27 protein-coding genes are annotated in these 26,435 nt (G+C 61.5%); 13 read left to right on the top strand and 14 right to left on the bottom strand.

From position 1 onward, the window contains the following. Positions 1-134 precede the first annotated feature (134 nt). Positions 135-1,637: a L,D-transpeptidase family protein gene (locus HME9302_RS09850; protein ID WP_407641323.1), complete on the top strand. Its 1,503-nt coding sequence runs from the start codon at positions 135-137 to the stop codon at positions 1,635-1,637. Between the two features lie 89 nt (positions 1,638-1,726). On the opposite strand, the gene HME9302_RS09845 is transcribed toward HME9302_RS09850, so the two are convergent. After that, the gene (locus HME9302_RS09845) at positions 1,727-2,464 is read right to left on the bottom strand and encodes a murein L,D-transpeptidase catalytic domain-containing protein (RefSeq protein ID WP_115367655.1); all 738 of its coding nucleotides are present in this window, start codon (positions 2,462-2,464) and stop codon (positions 1,727-1,729) included. A 139-nt stretch (positions 2,465-2,603) separates the two neighbouring features. Between HME9302_RS09845 and HME9302_RS09840 the strand changes: the two genes are divergently transcribed. Further along, positions 2,604-3,164: a hypothetical protein gene (locus tag HME9302_RS09840; RefSeq protein ID WP_115366869.1), complete on the top strand. Its 561-nt coding sequence runs from the start codon at positions 2,604-2,606 to the stop codon at positions 3,162-3,164. A 9-nt stretch (positions 3,165-3,173) separates the two neighbouring features. Here the strand turns inward: HME9302_RS09840 and HME9302_RS09835 are convergent, their stop codons facing one another. The 6 genes from HME9302_RS09835 to HME9302_RS09810 form a co-directional block, all read right to left on the bottom strand. Further along, positions 3,174-4,631: a hypothetical protein gene (locus HME9302_RS09835; RefSeq protein WP_115366868.1), complete on the bottom strand. Its 1,458-nt coding sequence runs from the start codon at positions 4,629-4,631 to the stop codon at positions 3,174-3,176. Positions 4,632-4,699: 68 nt separating this feature from the next. Next, the gene (locus tag HME9302_RS09830) at positions 4,700-5,608 is read right to left on the bottom strand and encodes a histone deacetylase family protein (RefSeq protein WP_181815734.1); all 909 of its coding nucleotides are present in this window, start codon (positions 5,606-5,608) and stop codon (positions 4,700-4,702) included. 33 nt (positions 5,609-5,641) lie between these two features. Next, complete coding sequence (locus tag HME9302_RS09825; RefSeq protein WP_115366866.1) at positions 5,642-6,202, bottom strand: thioredoxin family protein; 561 nt, start codon at positions 6,200-6,202, stop codon at positions 5,642-5,644. Continuing rightward, positions 6,199-6,933 carry a hypothetical protein gene (locus HME9302_RS09820; protein WP_115366865.1) on the bottom strand — a complete coding sequence of 245 codons (735 nt, stop codon included), beginning with the start codon at positions 6,931-6,933 and terminating at the stop codon, positions 6,199-6,201. Before HME9302_RS09820 ends, HME9302_RS09825 begins: the two co-directional genes overlap by 4 nt. Before the next feature lie 27 nt (positions 6,934-6,960). Beyond that, complete coding sequence (ispG, locus tag HME9302_RS09815) at positions 6,961-8,094, bottom strand: flavodoxin-dependent (E)-4-hydroxy-3-methylbut-2-enyl-diphosphate synthase (RefSeq protein ID WP_115366864.1); 1,134 nt, start codon at positions 8,092-8,094, stop codon at positions 6,961-6,963. A 79-nt stretch (positions 8,095-8,173) separates the two neighbouring features. After that, the gene (locus HME9302_RS09810; RefSeq protein ID WP_115366863.1) at positions 8,174-9,481 is read right to left on the bottom strand and encodes a sensor domain-containing phosphodiesterase; all 1,308 of its coding nucleotides are present in this window, start codon (positions 9,479-9,481) and stop codon (positions 8,174-8,176) included. 101 nt (positions 9,482-9,582) lie between these two features. On the opposite strand from HME9302_RS09810, the gene HME9302_RS09805 reads away from it, so the two are divergent. Further along, on the top strand, positions 9,583-10,599 hold the full coding sequence (locus tag HME9302_RS09805) for a zinc transporter ZntB (RefSeq protein WP_230079957.1): 1,017 nt from the start codon (positions 9,583-9,585) through the stop codon (positions 10,597-10,599). A gap of 18 nt (positions 10,600-10,617) precedes the next feature. On the opposite strand, the gene HME9302_RS09800 is transcribed toward HME9302_RS09805, so the two are convergent. From HME9302_RS09800 to HME9302_RS09785, 4 genes are all read right to left on the bottom strand, one after another. Further along, positions 10,618-11,304, bottom strand: coding sequence for an NrsF family protein (locus HME9302_RS09800; RefSeq protein ID WP_115366862.1), 687 nt, complete (start codon positions 11,302-11,304; stop codon positions 10,618-10,620). A gap of 2 nt (positions 11,305-11,306) precedes the next feature. Continuing rightward, on the bottom strand, positions 11,307-11,837 hold the full coding sequence (locus tag HME9302_RS09795; protein WP_115367653.1) for a sigma-70 family RNA polymerase sigma factor: 531 nt from the start codon (positions 11,835-11,837) through the stop codon (positions 11,307-11,309). Between the two features lie 112 nt (positions 11,838-11,949). After that, positions 11,950-12,477: a GNAT family N-acetyltransferase gene (locus HME9302_RS09790; RefSeq protein ID WP_115366861.1), complete on the bottom strand. Its 528-nt coding sequence runs from the start codon at positions 12,475-12,477 to the stop codon at positions 11,950-11,952. A 72-nt stretch (positions 12,478-12,549) separates the two neighbouring features. Beyond that, entirely contained in the window at positions 12,550-13,818 is a 1,269-nt protein-coding gene (locus HME9302_RS09785) for a mechanosensitive ion channel (protein ID WP_115366860.1), read from the bottom strand. Positions 13,819-13,973: 155 nt separating this feature from the next. Here HME9302_RS09785 and HME9302_RS09780 point away from each other — a divergent pair, with 155 nt between their 5' ends. The 8 genes from HME9302_RS09780 to HME9302_RS09745 all read left to right on the top strand — a co-directional run bounded on the left by HME9302_RS09780 (position 13,974) and on the right by HME9302_RS09745 (position 21,180). Beyond that, entirely contained in the window at positions 13,974-15,185 is a 1,212-nt protein-coding gene (locus tag HME9302_RS09780; RefSeq protein WP_115366859.1) for a parallel beta-helix domain-containing protein, read from the top strand. Next, positions 15,185-16,213 (top strand): SO2930 family diheme c-type cytochrome, encoded by a 1,029-nt coding sequence (locus HME9302_RS09775; RefSeq protein WP_115366858.1) that lies wholly within the window; start codon positions 15,185-15,187, stop codon positions 16,211-16,213. Before HME9302_RS09780 ends, HME9302_RS09775 begins: the two co-directional genes overlap by 1 nt. A gap of 55 nt (positions 16,214-16,268) precedes the next feature. Continuing rightward, on the top strand, positions 16,269-17,291 hold the full coding sequence (locus HME9302_RS09770; protein ID WP_326833163.1) for an alpha/beta fold hydrolase: 1,023 nt from the start codon (positions 16,269-16,271) through the stop codon (positions 17,289-17,291). Between the two features lie 106 nt (positions 17,292-17,397). Beyond that, positions 17,398-18,078 carry an aspartate/glutamate racemase family protein gene (locus HME9302_RS09765; protein ID WP_115366857.1) on the top strand — a complete coding sequence of 227 codons (681 nt, stop codon included), beginning with the start codon at positions 17,398-17,400 and terminating at the stop codon, positions 18,076-18,078. A 117-nt stretch (positions 18,079-18,195) separates the two neighbouring features. Further along, positions 18,196-19,371, top strand: a complete 1,176-nt coding sequence (locus HME9302_RS09760; protein WP_115366856.1) for a deoxyguanosinetriphosphate triphosphohydrolase — start codon at positions 18,196-18,198, stop codon at positions 19,369-19,371. After that, on the top strand, positions 19,364-20,101 hold the full coding sequence (locus HME9302_RS09755; protein WP_115366855.1) for an NAD(P)H-binding protein: 738 nt from the start codon (positions 19,364-19,366) through the stop codon (positions 20,099-20,101). Before HME9302_RS09760 ends, HME9302_RS09755 begins: the two co-directional genes overlap by 8 nt. Before the next feature lie 4 nt (positions 20,102-20,105). Then, on the top strand, positions 20,106-20,573 hold the full coding sequence (locus HME9302_RS09750; protein WP_115366854.1) for an ABA4-like family protein: 468 nt from the start codon (positions 20,106-20,108) through the stop codon (positions 20,571-20,573). A 1-nt stretch (position 20,574) separates the two neighbouring features. Further along, positions 20,575-21,180 carry a DUF938 domain-containing protein gene (locus HME9302_RS09745; RefSeq protein WP_115366853.1) on the top strand — a complete coding sequence of 202 codons (606 nt, stop codon included), beginning with the start codon at positions 20,575-20,577 and terminating at the stop codon, positions 21,178-21,180. Positions 21,181-21,257: 77 nt separating this feature from the next. Here HME9302_RS09745 and HME9302_RS13490 read toward each other — a convergent pair whose 3' ends face one another. Further along, on the bottom strand, positions 21,258-21,386 hold the full coding sequence (locus HME9302_RS13490; RefSeq protein WP_268243478.1) for a hypothetical protein: 129 nt from the start codon (positions 21,384-21,386) through the stop codon (positions 21,258-21,260). An 88-nt stretch (positions 21,387-21,474) separates the two neighbouring features. After that, positions 21,475-22,371, bottom strand: a complete 897-nt coding sequence (locus tag HME9302_RS09740) for a DMT family transporter (protein ID WP_115367651.1) — start codon at positions 22,369-22,371, stop codon at positions 21,475-21,477. A 113-nt stretch (positions 22,372-22,484) separates the two neighbouring features. Between HME9302_RS09740 and HME9302_RS09735 the strand changes: the two genes are divergently transcribed. Beyond that, the gene (locus tag HME9302_RS09735) at positions 22,485-22,718 is read left to right on the top strand and encodes a hypothetical protein (protein WP_115366852.1); all 234 of its coding nucleotides are present in this window, start codon (positions 22,485-22,487) and stop codon (positions 22,716-22,718) included. 382 nt (positions 22,719-23,100) lie between these two features. Here the strand turns inward: HME9302_RS09735 and HME9302_RS09730 are convergent, their stop codons facing one another. After that, complete coding sequence (locus tag HME9302_RS09730; RefSeq protein ID WP_407641322.1) at positions 23,101-24,618, bottom strand: TadA family conjugal transfer-associated ATPase; 1,518 nt, start codon at positions 24,616-24,618, stop codon at positions 23,101-23,103. A 395-nt stretch (positions 24,619-25,013) separates the two neighbouring features. Here HME9302_RS09730 and HME9302_RS09725 point away from each other — a divergent pair, with 395 nt between their 5' ends. Continuing rightward, a complete protein-coding gene (locus HME9302_RS09725; protein WP_115366850.1) occupies positions 25,014-26,402 on the top strand; it encodes a sulfatase-like hydrolase/transferase in 1,389 nt (462 codons plus the stop codon). The last annotated feature ends 33 nt before the right edge of the window (positions 26,403-26,435 follow it).

Here is a 26,435-nt window from a genome sequence, read left to right as displayed (position 1 = left end):
CGCGTGCGGCGCGGCGTCATCATCGCTATGCGAATTCAGCCCAGCTTCAGCCGCCAAGCTTGAAGATTGCCGTTAAGTTGGGCATTTCGCCCTAAAGCCGTAACATTTCCAGACGCGGCGGAAAAGATGAGGACATGATGGTTAAACGGTGGGGCAAGGATACGATTGCGGTTCTGATGACGGGAACGGCCATACTGGCAATTCCGTCGGCTGCCTTCTCGCAGGCTGGAACGCAAAGCGCGGGCCAGCCGCAAAACCTGCTTCCGGCGGAACGTCCTGCTGCCCAGCCGCGACCGGCCCGGCCACAGCCTGCCCCGATATCTTCTGAACCGGTACAAACAGATACGGCGCAGCCCGCCGCCGACCAGTCCGAGCCTATGACAGTGGACACCCGCATCGAAACCGATGCTCAGCGCCTGCTCACCGAACAGGACGATGCCACGACCCAATTCGCATGGACCCTGGCGCAGGCGGGCGAGCTTGTGGACGTGATCCGCAATATTGGTGCTGAAGGCCTCGATCCGGGTGATTATCGCCTGCCCGATCTCAACGCCGCGATCGATGCGGGTGAGGGCGCGCAGCTCAACCGTACTGCCAGCGAGATATTCGCGTGGCTGGTTGAGGACGTGCGCGACGGGCGCACACCGATGGATGGGCGCAAGCAGTGGTTCGTCGTCGATCCCGATGCGGACCGCTATCCTACGCAGGAAGTGATGCGCGCCGCGCTGACTTCCGGCGATATTAGTGGCACATTGATGAAACTGGCGCCGGTCCACCCCGACTATGCGCGGTTGCGCGATGAGCTGGCGGCGACCCCACTGGCGAAGGACAAAAGGCGCAAGTTAATTGTCGCTAACATGGATCGCTGGCGCTGGCTGGCGCGCGATCTGGGCTCGCAATATCTGATGACCAATGTGCCGGAATACCAGTTGCGGCTGACGGTAAACGACCAGATCATCTCCACCTACCGCACGATCGTTGGCAAACCGGGCCGCACGGCCACGCCGCAAATCGCGGAGCTGGTGGAAGGCGTGGTGTTCAACCCGACTTGGACTGTGCCGCAGTCCATCGTGAAGGGCGAAGGGCTGGGCAACAAGGTGCTCAACAACCCCTCATGGGCGCGGACCAAGGGCTATAAGGCCACACGCGGCGCAAACGGCTGGACGTCGGTGGTGCAGCAGCCGGGACCGGGCAATGCGTTGGGCCTGATGAAGCTGCACATGCCGAACAAACACGCGATCTTCCTGCATGACACGCCCAGCCGCGGTCTGTTTAAGCAGGCGGAACGCGCCTTGTCCCATGGCTGCATCCGGACCGAACGTGCGCAGGAACTGGCAATTACGCTGGCGATCCTCGGCAATGCTTCGAACACCGAAGAAGGCCGTCAGGAAGCCGCCGCTCAAGCTGTCGAAATATCCGCCGCCGGCAAATACAAGATCGTCCCGATCGAAAAGGAGATGCCGGTCTACATCACCTATTTCACCATGGCGCAGGATATCGACGGCAAGCTGCGCAGCTTCCCTGACATTTATGGCCGGGACAAAGCAGTGCTCGACAGTTTCGAAGCCCCGCGCAAGGCCAACCGCAGTCGCGTTACGGGCGAACAGGTCATCCCCATCGTTTTCGACGGGGCGTAACGCACAGGGATTGGGGTAACGGCAAACAAAGAGGGCGCGGCAAGAAGCTGCGCCCTTTTTTGTTCAATCGCGCGAATGTGAAACCGGCCTCAGAACGACCCGGGGTTCAAGCGCTGCGCTGCGGTCGGCGTTTCCGGCTGGAGCAATTCCAGTTCCGGCTGCGCAGGAAGGATCGGTGCGGGCTTCGTCACGGTGGTGCCATCTGCGGCCAGCCCCAAAGAGTCCGCGTAAAGCAGCCGTCCGCCCGACAAATTGGTTAGCGCCATGCGGAACTGTTCCTCACCCATGGCGAAGCATCCGTTGGACCGACCCAATCGGCCCCATTTCGCCAGGTGCTCGTTCTCGGCATATTTCGCGCGGTGCATGACGATGTAGCGTTTCAGTGCGTTGGAATTGCTGTCGTCCAGCCCGCCAAGCCGCACCGACGTGCCATAGCGGCCAGTATACCACTCCCACGTCACATAAGCCCCGCGACTGGTTGCGTTGGAGCCGTGGACGTTAGAAAAATCGTTCAGCCAGCCATCATGTTCCGGATCGGAGCCGGTACCATGGCTGACGCGGAAGGATTGCACCTCGCTGCGGTCGAGATTGACGAAGTGGAAGCGCGGCTCGCTCGACCGGAGGCCGAAATCGGCGATCCCCACGATGTCGCTACGCCAGATGGCTTTGCCCGCCTTGGCGAGTTCGCGCTGGGCGATGGCAAAAAGCTGCCGATCGCGCGGTGTGCCCGCAGCGGGCGTGGCAAAAACGGTCGCAGGCAATGCAGCGCTCGTAGCTAGAATTGCCCCCGCCTTCACCCCTGTTCCAAGAAAATCGCGTCTGTTCATGCCGTGTGCTACCATAATGACGATAACTGAACCGTGAATAGGCAATCGCGGCCAGAGAAGGGCGTTCCCGATGAGAAGTGCACAGCGAACGGCAGCCGGACGTGGCGGATACATTGGGCCAACCGCCTTGCGTTGCATTTTGCCCGGAATCTCCGCTTTTCTGCTATCGGTCCTGTTAGCGGGATGCGCGGCGCAGGGGCTGGAGGATTACGAACCTTCGGTAAACCCGCCGGGTTCGGCGGTGCCGCAAACGCCCTTGCCTCAGCCGTTACCTACGGCTTCGCCTTCCACAACATCCGGCGCGCAGGATCCGGCGATCGCTCCCACGACTATCCGCGACCGCACCGCCGCGCGCCGGCTTCGCGAAAATAGCGGAGTGACCTTGCAATGGATCGGCTGGGATCAGCGCGGCTTTGCGCGGGTGACGGTGGGCGATGACGGAGTGTACCGGTTGAACGCGGCGCAACCCAGCTTCGACGGGGTGGGCGGCATGTCGCTGTCCGGCGTGGTGACAGAGATCGGCAGCGACTATTTCCTGTTCGACGGGCGGATCGTGATCGTCGGCACACCCGATGCGGAACGCTATTGCGCCGATAATCGGCTGTGGCGTTTCGGCGTGACGCAGAACCGGAAATACTGGCGGCTGCGTGAATTCGAATGGTGTGACGAACTGACGGATTACATCGACATATACTTCTAGGCGCGCGCGTCAGGCCTCGTTCCGGGCGCGCTGTTCCAGGCTGAGCTTCTGCAGGTTCGGCACCGCCGCCATGGTCGCCTCACGGATTTGCATGGCCGCGGCCTTGGTCGCGTCGTCCGCGCCCGCCATCGCCGCCATAATCCGCGTGCCGGGATCGAGCCGTGCCTTGGCGAGGAAATCCTGGATCGGCTTCTGCTGCGACCACAACATCCGGTTCATCGCGTTGCCCATCATCGCGGCGGGATAATCGCCCGGCGTCGCCGTTATGGTGCAAGGCACCGCGACCGCGTTTTTCTCTGCATCGGTGCCATACTGCGCCTCGATAAAGCCGATGATCGTGGCGCTCAGGGAGACGAGCGGTACTTGCAGCAATTGCGGCACGATGCGGCCTTCCTGCCAGATCGGTTCGGGCGGGCGCGGACTGGCGGCAGAAGCGGTGCAATCGACGAACAGCGTGTCCTGCGGGCATTCTGCCTCGCCATCCTGGCCGATCATCTTACCCGGCTCGATGCGGGACAGGCGGCCGATACGGATCACATCCTCGATCCGGCGCAGCTGTTCGACCTCGCCTTCCGAAATGGTCGGGAACACGAACTTGGTCGGCAATATGTCCCTGTCGAAGCGCAGCATATGGCCGCGTTCTTCCAGCGCCAGAAAGATTTCATCGGCAGAGGTTGCATCCTTCGCGGCGCGCATCTGGGCCAGCTGCCAATCGACCGTATGCGCCACGTGTTTGGTGCCGGGCTGGGTGGACAGGCGGTTGATCATCCACGTCTCGCGCGGGCGGACCCAGCCGATCTTGTCCGGCGAAACGCCCATCTGCATCAGCCAGACGCCGACATCCATGGCAGTCTTGCCTGCGCCCAATATGACATAGCGTGAGGGGGGCGCGTAATCCTCGCCCTCTTGCCCGACCCAGACCTGCGGTAGCTTACCTGGCGTGGTGATGCGGACACCGTCCGCCACTTCGAACTTGCGCGTGTGAGTGGCCGGAACGCTTGCGGTAAAAGCGCGCCCGTCGACCACTTTGCGGCGCACCGTCACCGTCGTTTCGGTGCCGTCGAGGATGGAGGCGAAGCCGTGGGCCTCGCCATCCTTTGCAGCGCCATTGCCGCAATAATCCGACATCGGGTGATAGGACACACGCCCGGTCGGCAGAAACTTCTCACGCATGGCCCGATCGAAATAATCGCGCACCTGCGTGCCTGTGGCGAGTTCGTACATGCCCGCATTCGGGCCGCTCGCATCGATCCGGTCATCGCCGAGATCCACCGAATTAAGACCGTAAGTCGCGCTTGGCTGATGCAGAGTGACGAAGGGATAGCTGACATTCCAGTGCCCGCCGGGCTTTGCATGCCGGTCGATGATGGTGACATGTGCGTCGCTGTGTTCGAGGATGCTTTCGACGAAACCCATGGCCAATGCGCCAGCACCAATGACGAGGTAGTCGGTTTCAAGTCTGGTCATGGGCGCATCCTGATAACGGTATGATCTGCTCGCTAGCATTGATATTGGCGCGCTGGAAAGGTGCAGGTTTAGCTGCCGGGTCGCGGGTGCCGGACGTTCTCTTCGGCCATGGCCAGCATCGATGCGGCGTGGCGGGTGGCGACTTCGCGCTGATCGGTCCCGTAACCGCCGCCCAATGCGCTTGCGACCGGCACGCCGCGCCGCCGGGCTTCCCGAACCACGAACCGGTCACGCGCGGCGAGGCCGTCATCGGTCAGCGACAACCGTCCCAAGCGGTCGTCATGATGCGGATCGACGCCTGCCTGGTAAAGCACGATATCTGGCGAGAACCGGTCGAACAGAGGCGGCAGGTGTTCTGCAAGTTTCGCCAGGTAGGCGGCGTCGCTCAGCCCATCCGCCAACGGCACGTCCAGCGTCGAGCGGGCCTTGCGCACCGGGAAGTTCTTTTCCGCGTGCATGGAGAAGGTAAAGACATCGTCGCGCCCTGCCATGAGGCTGGCGGTCCCGTCTCCCTGATGTACGTCGAGATCGACGATTAGTACGCGCCTTATGTCCCGGGCCGCATCGCTATCGGCACCCTCGGCAATCAGGCGGTTGGCGGTCACGGCGAGATCGTTGAAGACGCAATAACCTGCACCGGTATCGTGCAGCGCATGATGGCTGCCTGCCGCGCTGTTGGCGGCATAGCCGTGGTGCAGGGCAAGCTGCGCGGCGAGCCAGGTTCCGCCATTGGTGTGGCGCACGCGGCTGGCGATGTGGGGCGTGACCGGGAAGCCGATGCGGCGCTCCTTCTCGCGCGGGACCTGCGCCGCGAAAACCTGCGCCACGTATTCGGGATCGTGTACCGCTTCCAGCCATTCGCGCGGCATGGGTTCGGGCGCATGCTCGGTCAGCGGCCCACCGCTGTCCCGCAAAACCTGCATGACCAGCTGGTACTTGTCGAATTTGAACGTGCCACGTTCCGGCGGCGGGGCCATGTAATCAACGTGATGGACGACGTGGAGCAGGGACTAACTTTCCGCGTTCGTATCTACAGCAGGCTCGATGTCGGCGAGCGCCAACAACTCGCGCAGTATGGCGTCCTCGCTGCGGCTGGCGGAGTTGCGCCAGCTGGTTGCAGTGTTGGGATTGACCGGCACACCATCGGGCGTGACCACGATGACGGTGGGCGTACCTGCCAGCTTTGCGATCCCGTAACGTTGCGCGATGGCAAGATTGTGCGTGTCGCCCGTTTGCGGCATTCCGATATTCACGAACACCACGTGGTATTTATCCGCCAGCGCATCGCGGAAACGGTCGGTCATGAGCCAGCCGGCAAAGGCCCGGCTGTCATGACACCAGTTCGCGCCCATCACTAGCATCACCCGCTTGCCACTTTCCTGCGCTCGTTCGAAAGCTGCCTCGACCTTGGCTTCCGCGCTGGTATCCACCGTAGTCCCGAAGACGCGTGCTTCCGGATGATTCGGTTTCGCCAGAACGACACCGGTGCGGGCATCGGCCTCTGGATCGGTCGCAGAGCAGCCCGCCAGAGCAAGGGCGGCCATGATTGCGAATGGATAGCGAATGGTCATGCGGTCTGCTCCCTCGATAAGGGCAAGGTAGGGAGCACTTTGCTGTAGCCATGATATGCAGCCGAACCGACCATCGTGGCCATCAACCCGACCACCGCCGCATCGAACACCATGAGCGCCCATACCAGCCACGAGGCCGCACCCAACGCCCAATCATGCAACGCCATGTGCAAAAGCTGGAGCGGCGCGAATACCACAGCCATAAAAACCGCGATCCGCAATGCCGGCAACCAGCCGGCAGTCCAGATCCGCGCGAAAGTCATCTCCCGGTCGCCGATGATGGCCGACACCAACCATGTCAGCAAGGGCAGGGTAGCGATCGTAAGTACGATGTCGACGAGTTGACGCGGCAGGGTGCCGAAGCTTTCGCCCATTACCATGCCCGGAACGCCCGCAAGACCCAACAAGACGAGCGAAACCAGCAAGCGACCCCACAGCACTCCGTGCAGGTTCCACCATGGCAGCCCCTGTTCGCGTGCGCCGAAAAACCGCAGCGCGGCAAGGATGGCGAGCAGCAGCCCGATCAGCTTCAGCGACCCGAACATCAACCGCGTCGGGTCCTGTGCGAGTTCGGAAAAAGCCGCAGCGCTGGCGAACATGCCCAGCTCGATCTCGGCAATATGCTGCACGAACTCCGGTATCACGACGATCAGGGGAACCAGCGGAGCCAGCCACCACAGCGCGAAACCGTCACGCAGGGCGGCGAGGAAGCGTATGATCACGAATTTCATCGGCCAACCCTAATCATCCAGCGTCTCTCACTCGGCAGCTTCCAGCGTATCGGCACTGTCCGCCTCGGCTTCCAGCGCCGCTGCCTTCGCCTCGACCAACTCCACGATATGGTCGAGCATGTCGGCGCTTTCCACCGTGTGGTCAGTCACGCCGCTGAGATAGACCATATGCTTGCCTGCACCGCCGCCGGTCAGGCCGATATCGGTTTCGCGCGCTTCGCCCGGACCATTCACCACGCAGCCGAGAACGGACAGCGACAGCGGGGTCTTGATGTGTTGCAACCGGTCTTCCAGCGCCTCGACCGTGCGGATCACGTCGAAGCCCTGCCGTGCGCAGGACGGGCAGGACACGACACGGACGCCGCGAGTGCGCAGGCCGAGCGCTTTGAGCATTTCAAAGCCCACGCGCACTTCTTCTTCCGGTTCGGCGGAAAGCGAGACGCGGATCGTGTCGCCGATGCCCGCCCACAGCAGATTGCCCATCCCGATGGAGGATTTCACCGTGCCGCCGATCAGCCCGCCGGCTTCCGTAATGCCCAGATGCAGCGGACAGTCCACCGCGTCTGCCAGTTGCTGGTAAGCAGCCACGGCGAGGAACACGTCCGATGCCTTTACCGCCACCTTGAATTCGTGGAAATCATGGTCCTGCAGCAGTTTGATGTGATCAAGCGCGCTTTCCACCAGCGCTTCGGGGCAGGGCTCGCCGTATTTTTCCAGCAAGTCTTTTTCCAGGCTACCGGCATTTACGCCGATGCGGATGGCACAACCATTCGCCTTGGCTGCACGGACTACTTCCGCGACGCGTTCGCTCGATCCGATATTGCCGGGATTGATCCGTAGGCAGGCGGCACCGGCATCGGCAGCCTCAAGCGCGCGCTTGTAATGAAAATGAATATCCGCGACGAGCGGCACGCGTGCGGCCTTCGCGATCTTGTGGAAGGCCGCGGTGCTGGCCTTGTCCGGGCAGGATACGCGGATGATGTCCGCGCCCGCATCTTCGCACCGACGGATCTGGTCGAGCGTGGCGACCGCATCTTCCGTCGGCGTATTGGTCATGGTCTGCACGGTAATTGGCGCATCGCCGCCAACCGGCGTATCGCCCAGCATGATCTGCCGGGATGGGCGGCGCTCGATAGTGCGCCAGGGGCGAATTGAAGACATGCTGGATGTTATAGGCGCTTGTTCGTCCGAGCGGAAGCGGGGTGTTGCTTGGGTCTTTTACGAGCGTGGCTCAAGGCTCTCAGGCGGTGCGCGCCATGGGCATCTGGTTGGCAGAAACCTGGACGGGACTATCGGCTTCCTCCTCCTGTGGCAGGCCCAGCATGTGCCGCTGCGCCCGGACAACCGGCATCGGGCGGGCATAATAATAACCCTGTCCGTAATCGATACCCATCGCGGCAAGCGCGGCGGCTTCTTCGGCGCACTCGATACCCTCTGCAACCAGATTGGCACCGATTTCGGCGGCGAACCGCACCATTGCGGACGACAGCGCATGGCGCGCCTTGTCGAGATGCACATCGCGCGTCAAACTCATGTCGAGCTTCAATATGTCGGGCGACAAATCGACGATATGCCGCAATCCGGCATAGCCAGCGCCAACATCGTCGATAGCCACGCGGGCGTTTTTCGACAGGCCGCGCAATGCCTCTGCCAGTCCGTCATAGTCGGTCACATGCGCGTGTTCCGTGACTTCCACCACCAGCTTTCCGGAAGGAACCTTGTGCAACAAATTGTGCAATTCGCCTGACAGGATGGTATCAGGCGAAGCATTGATGGAGGCGTATCGGCCTTCCGGCAATGCGCCCAATGTTTCCAATGCGGCGCGGATGGCGAACATTTCCAGTTCCAGACCAAGCCCGACTTGCGCCGCCTCGTCGAACCATAGGTCAGGCCCGCGGGTGCCGGCATCGGGGAACCGCGCGAGGCATTCCACACCCACCGGCAGACCCGTTACCAGGGAATGGATTGGCTGGTGAACGATAGTAAGCTGTCTTTTTTCCATTACCGCTGCGATGCTGTCGGCCAGGTGTTGCTGGACAACCCCCTCGCTTAGCTCGCTTTCGATGGACTCTACCGCCAGTTCGGCAAAGGCGTTCAGCACGCCCATGTCACGTTCGGTAATCTCGTGATTGGCGACGCGGCTCAGCGCGCAGAAACTACCATATACGGAACCGTCCGCCAGCCGCAGCGGCACATTCAAATGGCAGCCGACCGGCAATATGTCGGTGATGGGCAAACTGCGCGCAAAGGGTATGGCCTGTGCATCGGGGATCAGCTGCGGCAGGCGACCTTCCAGGATGTGGAAACAGAAACTGTCTTCCTTGGGCTCGCGGTGCCCGGCACCGTGTGGTAGCGGCAGGTCGCTGGACATATGGGTGAATTCACGTTCATCCCCTTCGACGTAGCGTGAGACGAAGGCGATCTCCATGCCCAGATGACTGCGTACCGTATCGAGAATACGGTCGATCCGGTCTCCGCGCAATTCGCCCGGTATCGGCCCTGTCGCAGCCATGAAGGCGGCGAGGTCGCTGGCGTTTTCCTGTTCCATTCCGCAATGTTATGCGCGAAATCAATAAGTTCGGATTAATGAAAACATAGGGTAGTAATGGTCGCTGCCAGGTCTTCTTAAAACACCAAGGAAAGCGAACGTTGAACCAGAGCCCGATCTTGACCGAAAGCGATGCGCAGTCCGGAAAAAGTCCATTGCTGTTCGGCCGTGTGCTGGATGGAAAGGGCAGCGGCAGAGCCATCGATTGGACCGAAGCGATGGCCTGGCGTCCGCAGGCGGCGGGCGAGGTGTTGTGGGTGCATTTGTGCCGCAACGAACCCGGTGTGCAGCAGTGGCTGGAAGAGGATTTGAACGTTCCCGAACCCACTGCGGAACTGCTGGTGAGCGACGCCACTCGCCCGCGCGCCTTTCGCGAAAACCGCACATTGGTGGCCACGCTGCGCGGTATCAATTTCAATCCCGGGGCCGAGCCCGAGGACATGGTGTCCATGCAATTATGGGCGGATGGGGAGCGGCTGGTCACGCTGCGCCGCGACCCGTTGCAGACCCCGCGCGATGTATTGGCGGAAATTGACCGCGGGCACGGGCCGGGCGATGTCGGTGCGCTGATTACGAACCTGACCGAACGAATGGTGGCGCGGATGAACCAGTCGATCGTCGACATGAACGACCATATCGACCGGGTTGAGGATGGGGCGATGGCCGACCAGCCCGAAGCCATGCTGGAAACCATCGCCACCATCCGCCGCAATTGCCTCGCCCTGCAGCGCCATATGGGACCGCAGCATGTCGCCTTCGAAGCGATCTCCCGCGACGCGCCGTCATGGTTCGAGGATCACGATCGCCGTGAGATCGCCGAGGTAATCGATCGTCTGCGTCGCTATCTGGAAGATATCGACATCAGCAAGGAAAGCGCGGTGGTGTTGCAGGACGAATTGCGCGCCCGTGCCTTGTCCCGTTCGGAACGCACGAATTACATCCTCACGATCGTGGCGGCGGTATTCCTGCCGCTGGGTTTCCTGACGGGTTTGCTCGGCATCAATGTGGGCGGAATGCCCGGTATGGAGGATCCCGATGCGTTCTGGATCGTGGTCGGCCTGTGCTGCGCGGTGTTTGCCATGCAACTGGCGTTGTTCTGGCGGTGGCGCTGGCTCTGACGGTTTGCGCCCGGGCGCCTACCAGCGCAGCAGCCGGGGCACCGCCAATCGACCGAGCAGTCCGGTGACCATCACCGGGGCGACATGATAGATGGCCAGGTGACCGAACCCATCCAACGGGCAGGACAGGCCATAAGCGACCGAACCCAGCGCGCCCGCGGCGACTCCCAGATGCAGGCCAGCTGCAGGCAAGGACACCGGCGCGCCGCGCTTCAGGAACGCGAACAATGCGGCCGCGCTGATGGTGGACGCGGCTATGGCCGCTGCAGCGCAGCCCAAACCATAAGGGAACTGCACGACCACACTGATGCCGCCATCGCCTACTGCCAGCGTCAGGATCGCGACCAATGGCAGGATCGCCACCATTGCCATTGCCCATAGCGGCCCGTCATGACGGTTGCCGACACGCGGGAATGCAAGCCGCAGGGCGGTGCTAGCGCTGGCCAGACCGAGCACCAACAGCAATCCGTTGACGATGTAGAAGAAGGGGGAGGCGGCACCGGTCAAGCCGCCGTTCCACAGACCGGAAATCAGCGACACGCCCAGTACCGTGGCGACAGCGGCCAGCACAAGCATGGCAGCGCCTTCCACCATACGCATGGGACGCACAGGTGTGAGAGATTCCGCCAAACTGTCGATCAGCACGCCGGATGTTCCGGATTCTTCGGTCCGGGGAGTGCCGCGGCGGGGAGTAGTGTCGTTCATCGTCAGTCTGCCTTTTCGACGATTTTGGCCAGTTTCTTGAGGCCGCGATGGATGTTTACCTTGATCAGGCTTTCGCCTTGTCCGCTGCGCTGTGAGGCCTCGCGGATGGACAGTCCCTCCACCTTGACCATTTCGATTGCTTCGGCCTGGGCGATGGGAAGGTTTTCGAACAATCGGTCGAGGCTGAGGCGGGCGATTACGCTGTCCTCGTCACTTTCCGTTTCCGGTTCGTTGCCGTCCAGACTGCGCGTTTCGACGCGGTAAACCTTGCGTAGATGATCGATCCAGCGATAGCGCGCGATGGCCGCCAGCCACGGCAGGAAGGCGCGGCTGCTATCCCAAGTGGCGCGTTTCTGATGCACTGCGATCAGAACGTCCTGCACCAGATCGTCGACCTGCTGCGGCGGCAGTTTGCGTCGGAAATAGCGGGTGAGCCAGCGCTGCGCCTCTTCCAGCAGGACAGTATACGCATTGCGATCGCCCTGTTGCGAAGCGGCCATGAGGCGGGCCAGCGTGGCTTCGTCTGCAATCACGGCCTGGTCCTCCAACTGTTCGCTGCACACATGCAGGCGGCGTTATGCGCGGTCTTGCTTTGGCTTTCGCCGTTGCTGGACGATTGGTTACACCGCGCTTTGCGGTTTCTCCTTACAAGCGCAATTCGTACAGGAATTCCGCGTCGCAAGTATTACCGACCCAGAACTCGATGTCCTTGATCTTGGCGAAACCATAACGCTGGTAGAACTTCTGGGCGCGCGTGTTCTCGCTCCAGACTGATAGCTGGATGGCATCGTGGCCGCGACTGCGGGCGAGATCGAGCGCCCAGTCCATCAGCCCGGCCCCGATGCCCTGTCCGGTGGCAGCGGGATCGGTGTAAAGCTGGCCTAGCGCGATGGGGTTGGCGGCGTTGCTGTCATCGGCATACCAGCTGGGATCGCGCATCTTGCAGAAACCAAGCAGCTTTGCGTCGGGTTTGTCGGATACGGCAGCGAGCTGGTGGATGCAAAAATCGTCGGCGATCTCTTTTGCCACCACCTCCGGCGCGTAAACCTGTTTCAGAAATGTATCGAGATCGGCAGGATCGTACAGATGCGCGAAGGCGGCGCAAAAACTGTCGCGGCCAAGCGTGGCCAACGGCTGGGCGTCGGACAAAAAAGCGGGGCGCAGGATGGTCATCCCGCGCCCCTAACTTTTTGTGCGCCATCAGGGAAGATGGCGGCGGCTTAGCGCCCTGATCGGGCGGCTGGCCTATGCGCCCGGCGGCAGCGGCTTGTCGCTCTTGGGAGCGACAGGCTTCGCAGCAGGCTTGGCAGTCGTGCTGCCCAGGTTGCCGGAACCGGACGACGAAACCTTTTCCTTGGCCTTATCGTCGATCTGTTCCAGCTTGCGACCAGCCCATTCGCGGCCACCGAGGCCGAAGGCGAGCGCGGCTGCAACCGCCCCGCCGATAACCAGCGCGGCAAAGGCCATCTGCACGATTTCATCGCCGACACCCATGAAGCTAAGGCCCATGAACGTGAACAGCACGATGGTGGCATATTTGACGATGATCCCGCCAAGGCCGGGTTCGCCGGTGTCGCTAATCATCCGTGCGAGCAGATTTGCCAGCATGAAACCAACGCCAATCACGACGGCACCGAAGATGACCTGACCGCCCAGTTCGAGAATTTCCCCGAGCAGCAGCGTCAGTTCCGGAAAGCCCAAAGCCCGCGTGGCCGCGATCGCCGCGACCAGCATGATGGCAATCTGCGCGATGCGCGCCAGGACGTTCGAAGCCGATGTGGTTTCCGGAACGAACCCGGCCGAAGCCATAGCGCGGTCGACGCCGAGGCCCGGCAGCACTTCCTTCAGGATCTGCACCACGAAACGGCTGATCACATAACCGATACCAAGCAGGACTGCCGCAGCGATGATGTTCGGAATGGCCGACAGGATCATGTTGAGCATATTGCTCGCCGGGCCGGAAATGCTGGCGATATCCAATGCTTCCAGCGCCGCGATGGCGACCGGGATCACGATCAGGACATAGACGATCGTGCCGATGGTCTTGGAAATCGTGGTGTTGCCGGTGGCTTCATCCACACCGCCGCGATTGGCCCAGCGATCGACGTCGAGCGTCTGCATCGTGGTGACCACCAGGTCACGCGCAATACGCGCCACCATCAAACCGATGAAGAAGATCAGGCCCGCACCGATAAGGTTGGGAATGAAATCGACAATGTTCTCAAGCAGGCTGTTGATTGGTCCGCCCACGACGCCGAGTCCGAGAACGTTCAGGATCGCGATTAGGCCGAACAGCCAGATCAGGAGCGAAACGATCTTGCCGAGCGAGGTGCCGATGCTGGCCCCGCTGGCCGTACCGCGCTGGAAAAAGGCAACATTATCGACCAGTTTGGCAAAAGCCCATTTGGCGATTTTCGCCAGAACCCATGTAACAATGAGTATGCCGATGGCGTAAAGCGCCTTCTCGGCGATATTCATCGCGACATCTTGATCGAAACGATATCTGTCGAGCATAGTGACTCCCCTATTCAAGTGTCTGGCCTATTCAAGTATCTGACCTGTTTATGTGCTAAGGCCTGTGCACGCGTTCGGCGGCAAGTTAACACAACCCCACACAATTCATAGGGGATTAAGCGCATTTCGCCGCATAATGCGCAAGGGAGAGTTCCATGATACGCTCGATTTTTGCAAGCGCCGCCGTTTTGGCAGTTTTCTGCGCGCCCGCCGCTTACGCCGCCACTCATGAAGTCGCGGCCGGCGAAGGCGCGGCTGAGCGGTTGCAGGAGGCGCTGATCCTGGCCGAGCCGGGCGACGAGGTGGTGCTGGGTGCGGGGCGCTTCGTGCTGATGGACGGCCTCAGTCTGGATGTCGACAACGTCACCGTGCGCGGCGCGGGAATGGATGAAACCGTGCTCGATTTCACTTCCCAGGCAGGCGCGGGGGAGGGAATGCTGGTCACGTCCGACAACGTGACCCTGCGCGACTTCGGTATGGAAAACCCCAAGGGTGACGGTATCAAGTCCAAGGGGGCCGACAATATCATTTACCACCGCGTCCGGGTCGAATGGACGAACGGCCCGGATAGCGGCAACGGCGCCTATGCGATCTATCCCGTTGAAAGCACCGGAGTATTGATCGACGGCGTAAAGGTATCGGGCGCGTCTGATGCCGGCATCTATGTGGGCCAGTCCACCCGCATCACTGTGCGCAACTCCATTGCCGAAGCTAATGTGGCCGGGATCGAGATTGAGAACAGCCGCGATGCCATTGTGGAAAACAACCTCGCCACCCGCAACACGGGCGGTATCCTGGTGTTCGACCTGCCTAACCTGCCCGTTATGGGCGGCGGCAATGTGATCGTGCGGCGCAATCTGGTGGTGGCGAACGACGAACCGAACTTTGCGCCGCCGGGCAATATCGTGGGCAGCGTGCGGCGCGGCACGGGTATCCTGATCATGGCGAACGACGATGTGTTCGTCGAAGGCAATATCGTTACCGACAACCCGACCAGCGCGGTGATGGTAATCGCCTATCCGCTTACTTATGACGATGACAGCTACAATCCGTATCCCCGCAATGTCGTGGTCGGCACCAATGTGTTTGCCCGCAATGGCACCGATCCGCAGATCGATGGCAAGGAACAGCTGCTGGCAGCATTCGGCGGCGCGTTGCCCCCGGTGATGTGGGACGGAAACAGCAGCGATGTGGACGCGCTGCGTGTGGCGCCGCGAACGCAGGGCTGGACGATGGGACTGACGAAGCCGGGGCAGGACCTGGCGACGGCTCAGCCCGCACCGCTAAAAGTAAGCGCACCCGATGGCGCGGCGCGTGACGACAGCATTGGCGCGCCATCCGAACTGGAAGCGCGGTTGGCGCTCTGATGCGTTGGGGCGGGCCTTTATTGCTGGCAGCCGGGCTCGCGCTTGGCGGTAGTATCGCGGCCGGCACTATGGCGCGCGGGGCGGAACCTGCCGCAGTTTCCGACGCGGCCGTAATGGACGGCATACCGCGCACCCTTTCCGAATACGGGTTCTTCGCGGACCTGACGGCGCACATCCCGAAAGCGGGTGTTACACCCTACCGCCTCAACACCCCGCTCTATTCCGATGGCGCGGCCAAGCTGCGCTTTGCCTACATCCCCGATGGCAAGCAGGCGGTCGCAGATGGCGAGGGGCTGCTGAAGCTACCGGTCGGCACCGCGCTCATCAAGACATTCGCGTTCGGCGAAGGGGCGGATCGCCGCCTGATCGAGACCCGCGTGTTGCTGCACCGTGAGGATGGCTGGCTGGCGCTGCCCTACAAATGGAACGACGCGCAGACCGAGGCGCGTCTCGCGCTGGCGGGCGGGCGCGTGCCTGTCACCACGCCGGAAGGCCGCCAGATTAGTTACCGCATTCCCAACAAGAACCAGTGCAAGGAATGCCACGGACTGGCGGGCGAAGTCGTGCCGATCGGCCCCAAGGCGCGCAATTTGTCCGCCGTATGGCTTGAGGACTTCGTCGCTGCGGGACGGTTGAATGAAATACCGGAGGGGCATGATCAATTGCCCTTGTGGGAAAACTGGGCCGCCGCCGATGCCGGCAAGGCGGCGCGCGCCTATCTCGACGTGAACTGCGCACATTGCCACCGCCCGAAGGCTACCGCTTCCAATAGCGGGCTGGACCTGCGCTGGGAGCAATCGGCGGAGGAGCTGTTCGGCGTGAACAAGCGCCCCGTCGCCGCCGGACGCGGATCGGGCGGGCTGGAATTCGATATCGTGCCGGGTTCGCCCGACCAGTCGATCTTGGTTCACCGAATGCGTAGCGAGGAGGCGGGTGTTGCCATGCCGGAACTGGGCAAGGCAACGATTGACAATGACGGTGTGCTGGCCGTGGAACGGTGGATCGCGGAAATGACTGCCGGGAGTTAGGTCGGCCCGCGCGGTTCTCTGTAAGTTTTCGCGCGTTTGAAGGGGTAGCGAACCGATGATGAAATGGGCTCTTCGCATCACGGTCTTGCTGGCGATATTGCTGGTTTCGGCTTTCCTGTTTTTCCGGACGCCGGATACCGATCCTGCTGAAATGCGCGCCAAATATGGGCGTGCGCCATCGCAATTCATCCCGATTGGCGATGGCCTGACAGTGCATCTGCGCGATGAAGCGACACCGGATGCCAAGCGAGTGGTTGGAACGATCGTCCTGCTTCATGGATCGAATTCCGACCTGCACACGTGGCAAGCATGGGTCGCCCGGCTGAAGGACGATTATCGTGTCATCCGCTTCGACCAGATCGGCCACGGCCTGACCGGTCCAGCGCCCGATGGCGATTATTCCAACGACGCGTTTGTGGCGCAGTTGGACCGGGTGGTCGGCCATTTAGGTTTGGACCGTTTCGTGCTGGCAGGCAATTCAATGGGCGGCTCGATTGCAATGGGCTATGCGATGAAGCACCCTGAAAAACTTGCCGGCCTAGTGCTGGTCGATGCAGGCGGTGCGCCTATAAGGCGCGAGGAAGACGAGGGCGGGAACATTGGCTTTACCGTTGCGGCCACGCCGGTCATTCGCAACCTCATTACCCAGATTACCCCGCGGTCGATGATTGCGGCAAGCCTGTCCCAATCTGTGTCCAACCAGGACATCGTCACGCCGGAAGCGGTGGACCGGTACTGGGAACTGCTCCGTTATCCTGGCAATCGTCAGGCCACGTTGGAAAGGTTCTCGAACGGTTGGCACGTTTTCAAGCCGCGCGATGTGGCGATGACCAGTGTTCCCACCTTGGTTATGTGGGGCGAGGAGGACGCTTTGATCCCTTTCGCTGCCGGGCAGTGGTACGCCCGGACACTGCCGAATGCGACGCTGGTATCCTATCCGGGCATTGGTCATCTGCCAATGGAGGAGGCGCCGAAGCGCAGCGTGCGGGATTTGCGCGCGTGGCTGGAAAGCACAGTCTATCGGCCGCGTTCCGCCGCGCCTGAACCCCGGCCGGAAAACGAAATCGGAACCGGCTGACGCGCGCGTCGTTCACCTTTCGTGAAGTTGTTGGGATCAATGTCCCGAATAGGCGACGTAACCTGATATTTACCGAATTTGGGGGCTTATCTTGCGCAAGCTTGGAATGATTGGCGGGATGAGCTGGATTGCCACCCGCACCTATTACGAAAACATCAACCGGCTGGTGCAGCAACGCGGTCCGCAGACGGCCAGCGCGCCGCTGCTGATCGAAAGCCTGTCGTTCGAAGACCTCTACAATCTCAGCGATGCGGACGATTGGGACCGCGCCGCGTCGACCATCTCCGCCTCGGCCAAACGTCTGGAACAGGCGGGTGCCGGCGCAATCATTATCTGCGCCAACTCCATGCACCGCGTCTATGACGCAGTGCAGGAACAGGTTTCCGTGCCCGTCATCAACATTGCCGATTGCGTGGGCGAGGCAATGGAAGAGAAGGGTGTGAAGAGCGCCGCATTAATTGGCACGCGCACTGTGATGACCGAAAGCTTCTACCGCCGCCGACTGGTGGCGCATGGTGTGGACCTGCTGCCGCCCGACATGGATGTGGTCGAGATGGTGGATTCCATCATCTACAAAGAACTGGTGCTGGGCCGGGTCACGCGCGATGCGGAACGCGCCTTGCGCACCATCATCACGCGCAAGGAACAGGACGGGGCCGATGCGATTGTGCTGGCCTGTACGGAACTGGAAATGGTGGTCGATGTGAAAGCCAACGTGCTGCCGATCTTCGATTCCACGCGCATCCATTGCGAAAAGGCGACTGACTGGCTGCTCGGCAGCGACTGAAGCCTCCGGCCGAAACTTGCTTTCGCCGCGACCGGACCGTTTTTCGTGACCGGCGGCCCATGTTGCCAACCTGTTCCTGTTGCCCGCATTCCATGCCCAGCCTAATCGTGTGGGCACATGGAAAGAGCACCCTTCGCCGCCGATCCCGCCGCCAGCAAAGGGCGTGAATTCTCTACGAGTACGAGTGTTTCGGGCGGGTTGGAAACGCGCGGGCCGCGCAGCGAATTCCAGCGCGATCGCGATCGCATCATCCATTCGATCGCCTTCCGCCGGCTGCGATCCAAAACGCAGGTATTCGTCAGCCCCGATGGCGATCATTACCGCACTCGCCTGACGCACAGTCTGGAAGTCGCGCAGATCGGCCGCGTCATCGCCCGCGCGCTGAAGCTGGACGAGGATCTGACCGAGGCGCTATGTTTGGCCCACGATATCGGCCATCCCCCCTTCGGCCATGCCGGGGAGGAAGCACTGGGAGCCGCCATGCAAAGCGCAGGAGGCTTCGATCACAACGCGCAGACCCTGCGCACCTTGATGCGGCTGGAAAGCCCCTATCCCGGCCACGACGGGCTGAACCTGACATGGGAGTTGTTGGAAGGGCTGGCAAAACATAACGGCCCGGTCCTTCAGCCGGGCTGGGCGCTGGCGGAACTGGACGCTGCTTACCCGATGGAATTGGCGCAGCATCCTTCGCTCGAAGCGCAAGTCGCTTCGCTGGCCGACGACATCGCGTATGACAATCACGACATCGATGACGGGCTGCGCGCTGGTTTTCTGCAACTGAACGATTTGCTCGGTCTTGATTTCGTGGCCGAGCAATGGCGGACCGTCGAACGGCGGTTCCCCGACGCACCGCATGACCGCAAACTGCGCGAACTGGTGCGCGGCCAGATCGGGCTGATGGTGAACGATCTGCTTGCCCACACGGGACAGGCGGTGAAGGGCGCCGGTTCGATTGGCGATATCCGCGGTGCAGGCACGATGCTGGCGGGATTTTCGCCTGCCATGGCTGCGAACGAACGGGCGTTGAAGGCGTTCTTGTACGACAAGCTTTATTACCATCCCGAACAGACCGGCACGGCAGCACGCGCCACACAGATTATTGCGCGGTTGTTCGATGCCTACGCTGCCGATCCGGCCCTGATGGGTGATGAATGGACTGCCCACTTGCCGCAGGACGAGCCGCAGCGAAGCCGCCATATTGCGGACTTCATCGCCGGCATGACCGACCGGTTCGCCATCGATCGCTACGAGGTGCTGTTCGGCGCGGCTCCCGAAGGATTGCGAAATGTCTAAACCTTCTTCCGCAGGCGGCCCTGCTGCTGAAAAGATCCTGCTGGTCGGCGCGACGGGCCTGGTCGGCTCGCGGATCATGGAAGCCTGCACCGGCCGAGCCGATTTCCAGCTGGTAGCGCTGGCTCGGCGGGAGGCGGAATTGCCAGCCGGTGCACGAATGGAAATGGTGGTGGCCGATCCTGCGAACTGGAGCGAAGTGTTGGAATCGGTCCGCCCGGACGTGGTGGTCAACGCGCTGGGCACCACCTGGAACAAGGCGGGCAAGGATGAAGCGGCATTTCGCGCTGTGGATCACGATCTCGTGCTGGCAGTGGCCGCAGCCGCGCATCAGTTCGGCGTCGAACGGTTCATTTCAATCAGCTCGACCATGGCCAACGCGGCATCGAACAATTTCTATCTAAAAGTGAAGGGTGAGGCCGAACAAGCTTTGATGAAGACCGGCTTCAAGCGGCTCGACATCGTGCGCCCGGGCTTGTTGAAAGGGCCGCGTTCGGATGACCGGCGTCCGGCGGAACGGCTGGGCATGATGCTTGCCCCCATTACCGACCTGTTCCTGCACGGCAAATATCGCGCAGTGCGGTCAATTGATGCGCGGATGGTGGCGGATGCGGTTCTGGCACTGGCCAAACGTCATGCAGCAGGCCGGTTCAAGCATGACAATGACGCGATCCGCCGGGCGGCAAACAGCCTTCCCGCAATCGCCGCCGACATTGCGGACACAGGAGGCTGACGCGATGTGGGACGCTCTGTTCGGATTTGCCAACATGCTGGCGCTGGCCTGCTGGATCATCCTGATCCTGTTGCCGCGAAAGCCATTTCCGCTCGCCTTCGTCCTTTATGCAGGCGTCGGGCTTTTGTGCCTGGCATACACTTTGGGACTGGCGGGAATCGTTAGCGGCGCGTTAGACCCTGGAGCCGCTGGCCAAGGCGGCAACTTCTCCAGCATCGAAGGCGTGCGCGCAATTTTCGCCAGCGATGGCGGTGTCGTTGTCGGCTGGATGCACTACCTCGCCTTTGACCTCTTTGTCGGCTTGTGGATTGCGCGGGACGCCGATGCGAAGGGGTTTTCGCGTTGGCTGCAGGCCCCGGTGCTTGCGGCCACCCTGCTGGCAGGCCCGCTGGGGCTGTTTGTCTGGCTGCTGCTGCGAGAACGGCGCGCGCGTGCGCTCCATCCGCGCAAGCAATCGAAACCGCGACTTTAGGATGAAACGCCATGCGCCCGCCGCAGCCCGTAACGGGGCAGCCATTACAGCGGTGCTCGCCGAAGAACTGCCGCAAACCGGCACGGTGCTGGAAGTCGCGAGCGGCACGGGCGAACACGCGGTCCGGTTTGCGCGCGCCTTCCCCCACCTTACCTGGCAGCCCAGCGATATGGACCAGTCCGCCATGGCGGGAATTGCGGAATGGGCCGAGGAGAGCGGGCTGGCCAATCTGCGAGAACCGATCACGCTCGATACTGCTGGCGCCATGACTGACTGGCCTGGCGGTCCGTTTGCCGCTGTGCTGTGCATCAACATGGTGCATATCAGCCCATGGGCCGCGACGGAGGGATTGTTCGGCGGCGCGGCACGGCTACTGGCAGGCGACGGCCCGCTGGTCCTGTATGGTCCGTATATCGAAGCGGACCTGGACACAGTCGCATCGAATCTTGCGTTCGACGCCAGCCTGCGTGCGCGCGATCCCCGCTGGGGTTTGCGTGATACGGCAACGGTGGATGCTTTGGCATTAGACCAGCGGATGCTGCGGACGGCGCGTCATACGATGCCCGCGAACAACATTATGCTCACATATCGCAAGGCAGCAAGGTGATCCGAACGCAAAACGCCCGCCGTTTGACGGGCGGGCGTTTCGTTGCGGCTCTGTCAAGAACCGAAAATTAGCTGAAATCAGATTGCTTCATCGACTTCGTCAGCAACGGAATCGACGTCGGCAGCGGCACCGCGGACAGTGTTGCAGGCGGTTGCGGTCAGGGCCATCGCGCCAATGCTCGCGGCGAGGAGGAATTTCTTGATCATATTAGTACTCCTTGAGGGTAAACCACCGATTGGAAGCGAAAACGTATCACACACCATTCCGTTCCCGACTTTTGCCGGATCGCTCGCTTTACACTGAAAGTGCTGTCGCAGCTCTTCCGGCACGCTCCCTCGCCAGCCGGTGTTCGCGCCATGCAATTATAAGCCCTGCGCTAATGATAAGCGGCGCGCCGGCCCATATCGCGGCCACCGGCAGTCGGTCGAACACGGCCCAGCCGAACAAGGTCGCCCATAACAGCGCGGAATAATCCATCACGATCACACTCGACACCGCGCCGAACCGTAATGCAGCTGTCAGCAGCAATTGCCCGGCAAGTCCGCTTGCCGCCAATCCGCCCAGCAGTGCCCACTGGTAGGCGGTTGCGGCCTGCGCCGTGAGCATCATCGGGACCAGCAGGATCGGCAGCGAGAACGCGCTGAACCAGAACACGATGGAAACTGGATGCTCGGTCGCGGCGAGATCGCGGATCAGGATGGAAATCAGTGCAATCATGAATGCCGCCCCCAGCGAAACCAGCGCACCGAACAGGGGTATCGCATCTGCCCCTCCAAGTCCTGGCTGGGCGATGACGATCACGCCGGTAAAGCCCAGAGCGACCGCGCTCCACCGCCAACGCCCTACCGCCTCATGCAGGATGAGTGCGGACAGAACCACCGCCCAGATGGCGCTCGTGAACCCGAAGGTAGTGGCCTCTGCAAGCGGAAGCAGCGTAACCGCACCGAAATTCAATCCCATGCCGATCAGCCCGATCACCGCGCGCAGGGCGTGCTTGCCCATTCGCCGGCTGCGCAGCAGGCCAAGCGACCGGCGCGCGCCGAGCCAGAGCAGCAGCATCGGTATGGTAGGCAATTGCCGCCAGAACAATATCTCCGCCAAGTGCAGGCCCGCCTCGCTCGCCAGCTTGACCAGCACCAGCATGACCGACAGCACGAAGATCGCCGCCAGCCTGATGCCAAGCGCCAGCATCGGCCGCTGCACCGGAGGGTGCGCGCTAGTTTGCGTTGGTGGCAGGATGTCCATCCGGCCCGCATAGCCGCGCGTTGCATCCGCGCAACCCGCGCCCCATATCGCGGCCCGTCATGGGTTTCGGAAATTATCTCATCTTCACCAGCGAAGCAGAGCGCGTCGGCCTTGTCGGGCTGGTGTGCATAGGTCTGGCCATTCTCGCCATGCTGGCCGAGCGCCGGCGCATGAAAGTCGCCCGCCTGGACCGCATCGGCTGGATGCCGTGGACCGGCCTGTTCCTGGTACTGGTCGTGATCGGCGCGACCATGGTGATCTTCGGGGTGCAGGGATTGCTGACGCCGGAGTGAGGTGTTTTGTTTGTTTAGGTGTTTTTATTAGCCTTAAGCGCCGCAGTTTTTGTTTTGACCCTGCGGGCGGTGGTATCCGGGCGTTATTTGTTTGGACTCTACGGGCGCAGGCCATCCGGGTGTTTTTTGTTTGGGTCCCTCAAACGCCGGGCGTTCGCGTCCGCTCGCTTGGCTTCCTCTCATAAGCTCGGGCGGCCGTTCGGCCCCTTCGACAGGCTCAGGACAGGCTTGCCGTTTGCTGATCGCAAACGGGATTTGCGCCACACTATCTATCTCGGACCTGATCCCTGGTCACGGCAGTCATAGGCCCAAAGGGCCGCCCGCAGCGCGAAGCGCGAGGATAGCCTAAGGGAGCGGACGCGACCGCCGGCGCTTGAGGCTACTACAAACAAGCCTCGAGAAACGCCTGGTCGAACCCGAACTGGCGGGCTTTTTCCAGGGTGTAGGGACGCAGGCCGCTGCTGCGGAATTCGCCGATGATCTTGCCGTCATCGTCCTCGTCCAGATATTCGAACTTGAACAGGTTCTGCGTTACGATCACGTCGCCTTCCATCCCGATCACCTCGGTAATATCGGTGGTGCGGCGCGAACCGTCGCGCAGGCGCTTTACCTGTACAATCAGGTCGACGGACTCCGCGATCTGACGGCTGATGGCTTCCTTGGGGATCTTGATATCGCCCATCAGGATCATGTTCTCCATACGCCCGAGGCATTCGCGCGGGCTGTTGGCGTGAAGCGTACACATCGAACCATCGTGGCCCGTGTTCATCGCGGCAAGCAGGTCGAAACATTCTGCGCCGCGAATTTCGCCCAGGATGATGCGGTCAGGGCGCATACGCAGGGCGTTCTTGACCAGATCGCCAATAGTGATGGCACCTTGCCCTTCGAGGTTGGGCGGGCGAGTTTCCAGCGGCAGCCAGTGCGGCTGCTGCAGACGAAGCTCGGCCGCATCCTCGATCGTCAGCACGCGCTCGCCCGGGTCGATCATCTTCGACAGGGCGTTGAGCATCGTCGTCTTACCGGAACCCGTACCGCCTGAAATCACCACGTTCATGCGGCAGGCCCCGGCGATTTTGAGGCAGGTCGCCATCTTGTCGCTCATGGAACCGAATTCCTTGAGCATATCGATGGTGATCGGCTTTTCGGAAAACTTACGAATGGAAAGCGCGGTGCCCTTCAGCGAGAGCGGCGGCACGATGACGTTCACACGGCTGCCGTCCTTCAGACGGGCATCGGCCAGCGGCGTGGTCTGGTCAACACGGCGGCCGACCTGGTTCACGATGCGCTGAGCGATCTGGAATAGATGCTGCTCGTCACGGAAGCGGATGCCCGCCATCTGCAGCTTGCCGTTCTTCTCGATATAAGTCTGGTCGGGACCATTGACCATAATGTCCGACACGTCGGGATCGTTGAGTAGTTCTTCCAGCGGACCGAAACCCAGCAGTTCGTCGATCAGCACCTTTTCCAGCGCAAACTGCTCGCGGCGGTTCAGGGTGACCTTCAGTTCCGCCAGCACTTCCATGATGATCGGACGGAATTCTTCCGACAGTTCATCCTTGGTCAGCGTAGCTGCGGCTTCCGGATCGACACGTTCCAGCAGGCGGGGAAGCACCTGTTCCTTGATCTTGTGAACGCTCTGCTCAAAACCGCCCTGTTCGTTGGTCTCGTGCACATGATTGGCGCGGTCGGCCAGCCGCGACATTGCGTCGCCTTTTTCTTGTCCTCCACCACTTTCGGGCGCCGCGCCGGGAACGTCCGCATCGCCGGGAAGCGGGGGAAATTGCTCGCCGCCTGAAGGAGGGGGCGTAGCGTTGCCGCCACCCATTCCGCCGCCAGCATTTCCGCCGCCGCCGCTCATGGGTTTGGCAACACCGAAGGATGGGCGTCCACCGGATTTCATTCCGCCGGCTCCGTTCTTACGGCCAAAAGCACTCATCTGTGTGTATCCCCAAAACGAAGCGTCTCGTCGTCATCCGCGCTGTTTGGCGAAGATGGCGTTTGCGGGAATGGTGAATAAGTTGGAAACCTTATTTATTTCTAAACACGCGGCGCTGCCGGGTAATAGCCTTGAGAACCCACATTCAGGATGCATCCGCGGTACTTGGGGAAGTTATGTCCCGCCCGAACCTTACCGGGGATAGCGAAATCCAACCTTGGCGAAGCGGGCAATCCTAGGGTTTGATTAACTATCCTCTGCCACAAGCGGCGACAAGTTAACGCGCATCTACCACGTCGGTGCGCTGGGGGTCTCGAACCGGTTGTGCGAGCCGGAGTTCTAGGGGAGGGGAGCAGGACGTGCTGAAAATCGGTGCTCCCGAACGCACAATGCCGAAATTCGAATTGCTGCGCGCGTTGCCGCTGCGCTGGACGCTGATCTGGCTGATCCTGCCCAACCTCGTCATCATCGCCATGTGGCCGATCGGCGGGCCGTCGATGGCAGCACCGCTGTTCCTTGGCGGGTTGTATGCCATAGCCGTGTCGCAGCTGCCCTCCGCCCGGTTGCGGCGGCTTGGCATCGCGGTGTTGTTCGCATTGGTGCTTGGCAAATATGTGACGAAATCGTTCAATGTGGACGATCTCAACATCCTCCACATGACCGCCTATTTCGGCCAGCTGCAGGTGTTCAAGGCACCGGAATACCTGTTGGCAGCGGCGGTGCTGGGCGTAGCGTTGCTGGTGGCGCTTAAATACGAGGCGCGCGCGGAGCGGTTCACCTCCATGCAGCAATTGCTGATGGCAGGAGCAACCGTGGCGTTGCTGGTCATGGCCGACACTTACGCGACGGCAGGCGTGCGCGGTACTTACAAGGCCAGCGCACCGGAAGGGTTTCCGGTCGATTCCGCCATGCTGCAGAACACGATTGCGCCGGATACCGTTGCAGCAAAGAACCTTGTCGTCATAATCGTTGAAAGCTGGGGCGTACCGAACAATCCGGTCGACAAGACGATCGACGATGCCATCTGGAACCCGGCGCAATGGTCCGCGAAATACGAGGTCGACAGCGGCATCTCCACCTATTTCGGATCGACCACCAATGCCGAATTGCGCGAGCTTTGCGGCGTTTGGGCGGATCATCTGTCATTCGATTTCGGGAGCGCCAATTGCCTGCCCGGCCAGTTCCGTGAGGCCGGTTTCCAGACCACCGCGATGCACAGTTTCAATCCCGATTTCTTCGGCCGCGACGAATGGTACCCGCAGCTTGGTTTCGACACGATTCGCTTCGACCAAGCCTTGCAGGATCGCGGCGCACGTTTCTGCGACGGCGTTTTTGCTGGTGCCTGCGACCATGACGTACCACGCCAGATCGGCGACACGTTGCGGGAACGGAGCGGAAGCCGCAACTTCATCTACTGGCTAACGCTGAACGCGCATCTGCCGATTAGCGCCAACCGCGAAATGGGCACCGACACTTGCGACCTCGGTCTGCCTGCGTGGCGCAAAGATTACCCGATCCTGTGCCGCAGCTATACTGCGCAACGAACGCTGGCGAACTCGATAACTGCTGAAATCATGCGGGACGATTTTCCGCAAAGCGACATCCTGATCGTTGGCGATCATATGCCGCCATTCTTCCCGCGGGCCCTTCGCACCCGGTTCGACACCACTTCGGTTCCCTGGATCCATCTGACTGCGCGCAGGGATGGAAAAGGTAGCGCACCGGCATCATTGGCATCCGCTCGCTGAACATCGGATCGCGGGACTGGCGCGGGGGCTGCG

The sequence above is a fragment of the Alteripontixanthobacter maritimus genome, assembly GCF_003340475.1.
Taxonomy (GTDB): domain Bacteria; phylum Pseudomonadota; class Alphaproteobacteria; order Sphingomonadales; family Sphingomonadaceae; genus Alteripontixanthobacter; species Alteripontixanthobacter maritimus.
The sequence above is the reverse complement of the archived record's forward strand: the minus strand, read 5'-3'. Positions and strand labels throughout refer to the sequence as shown.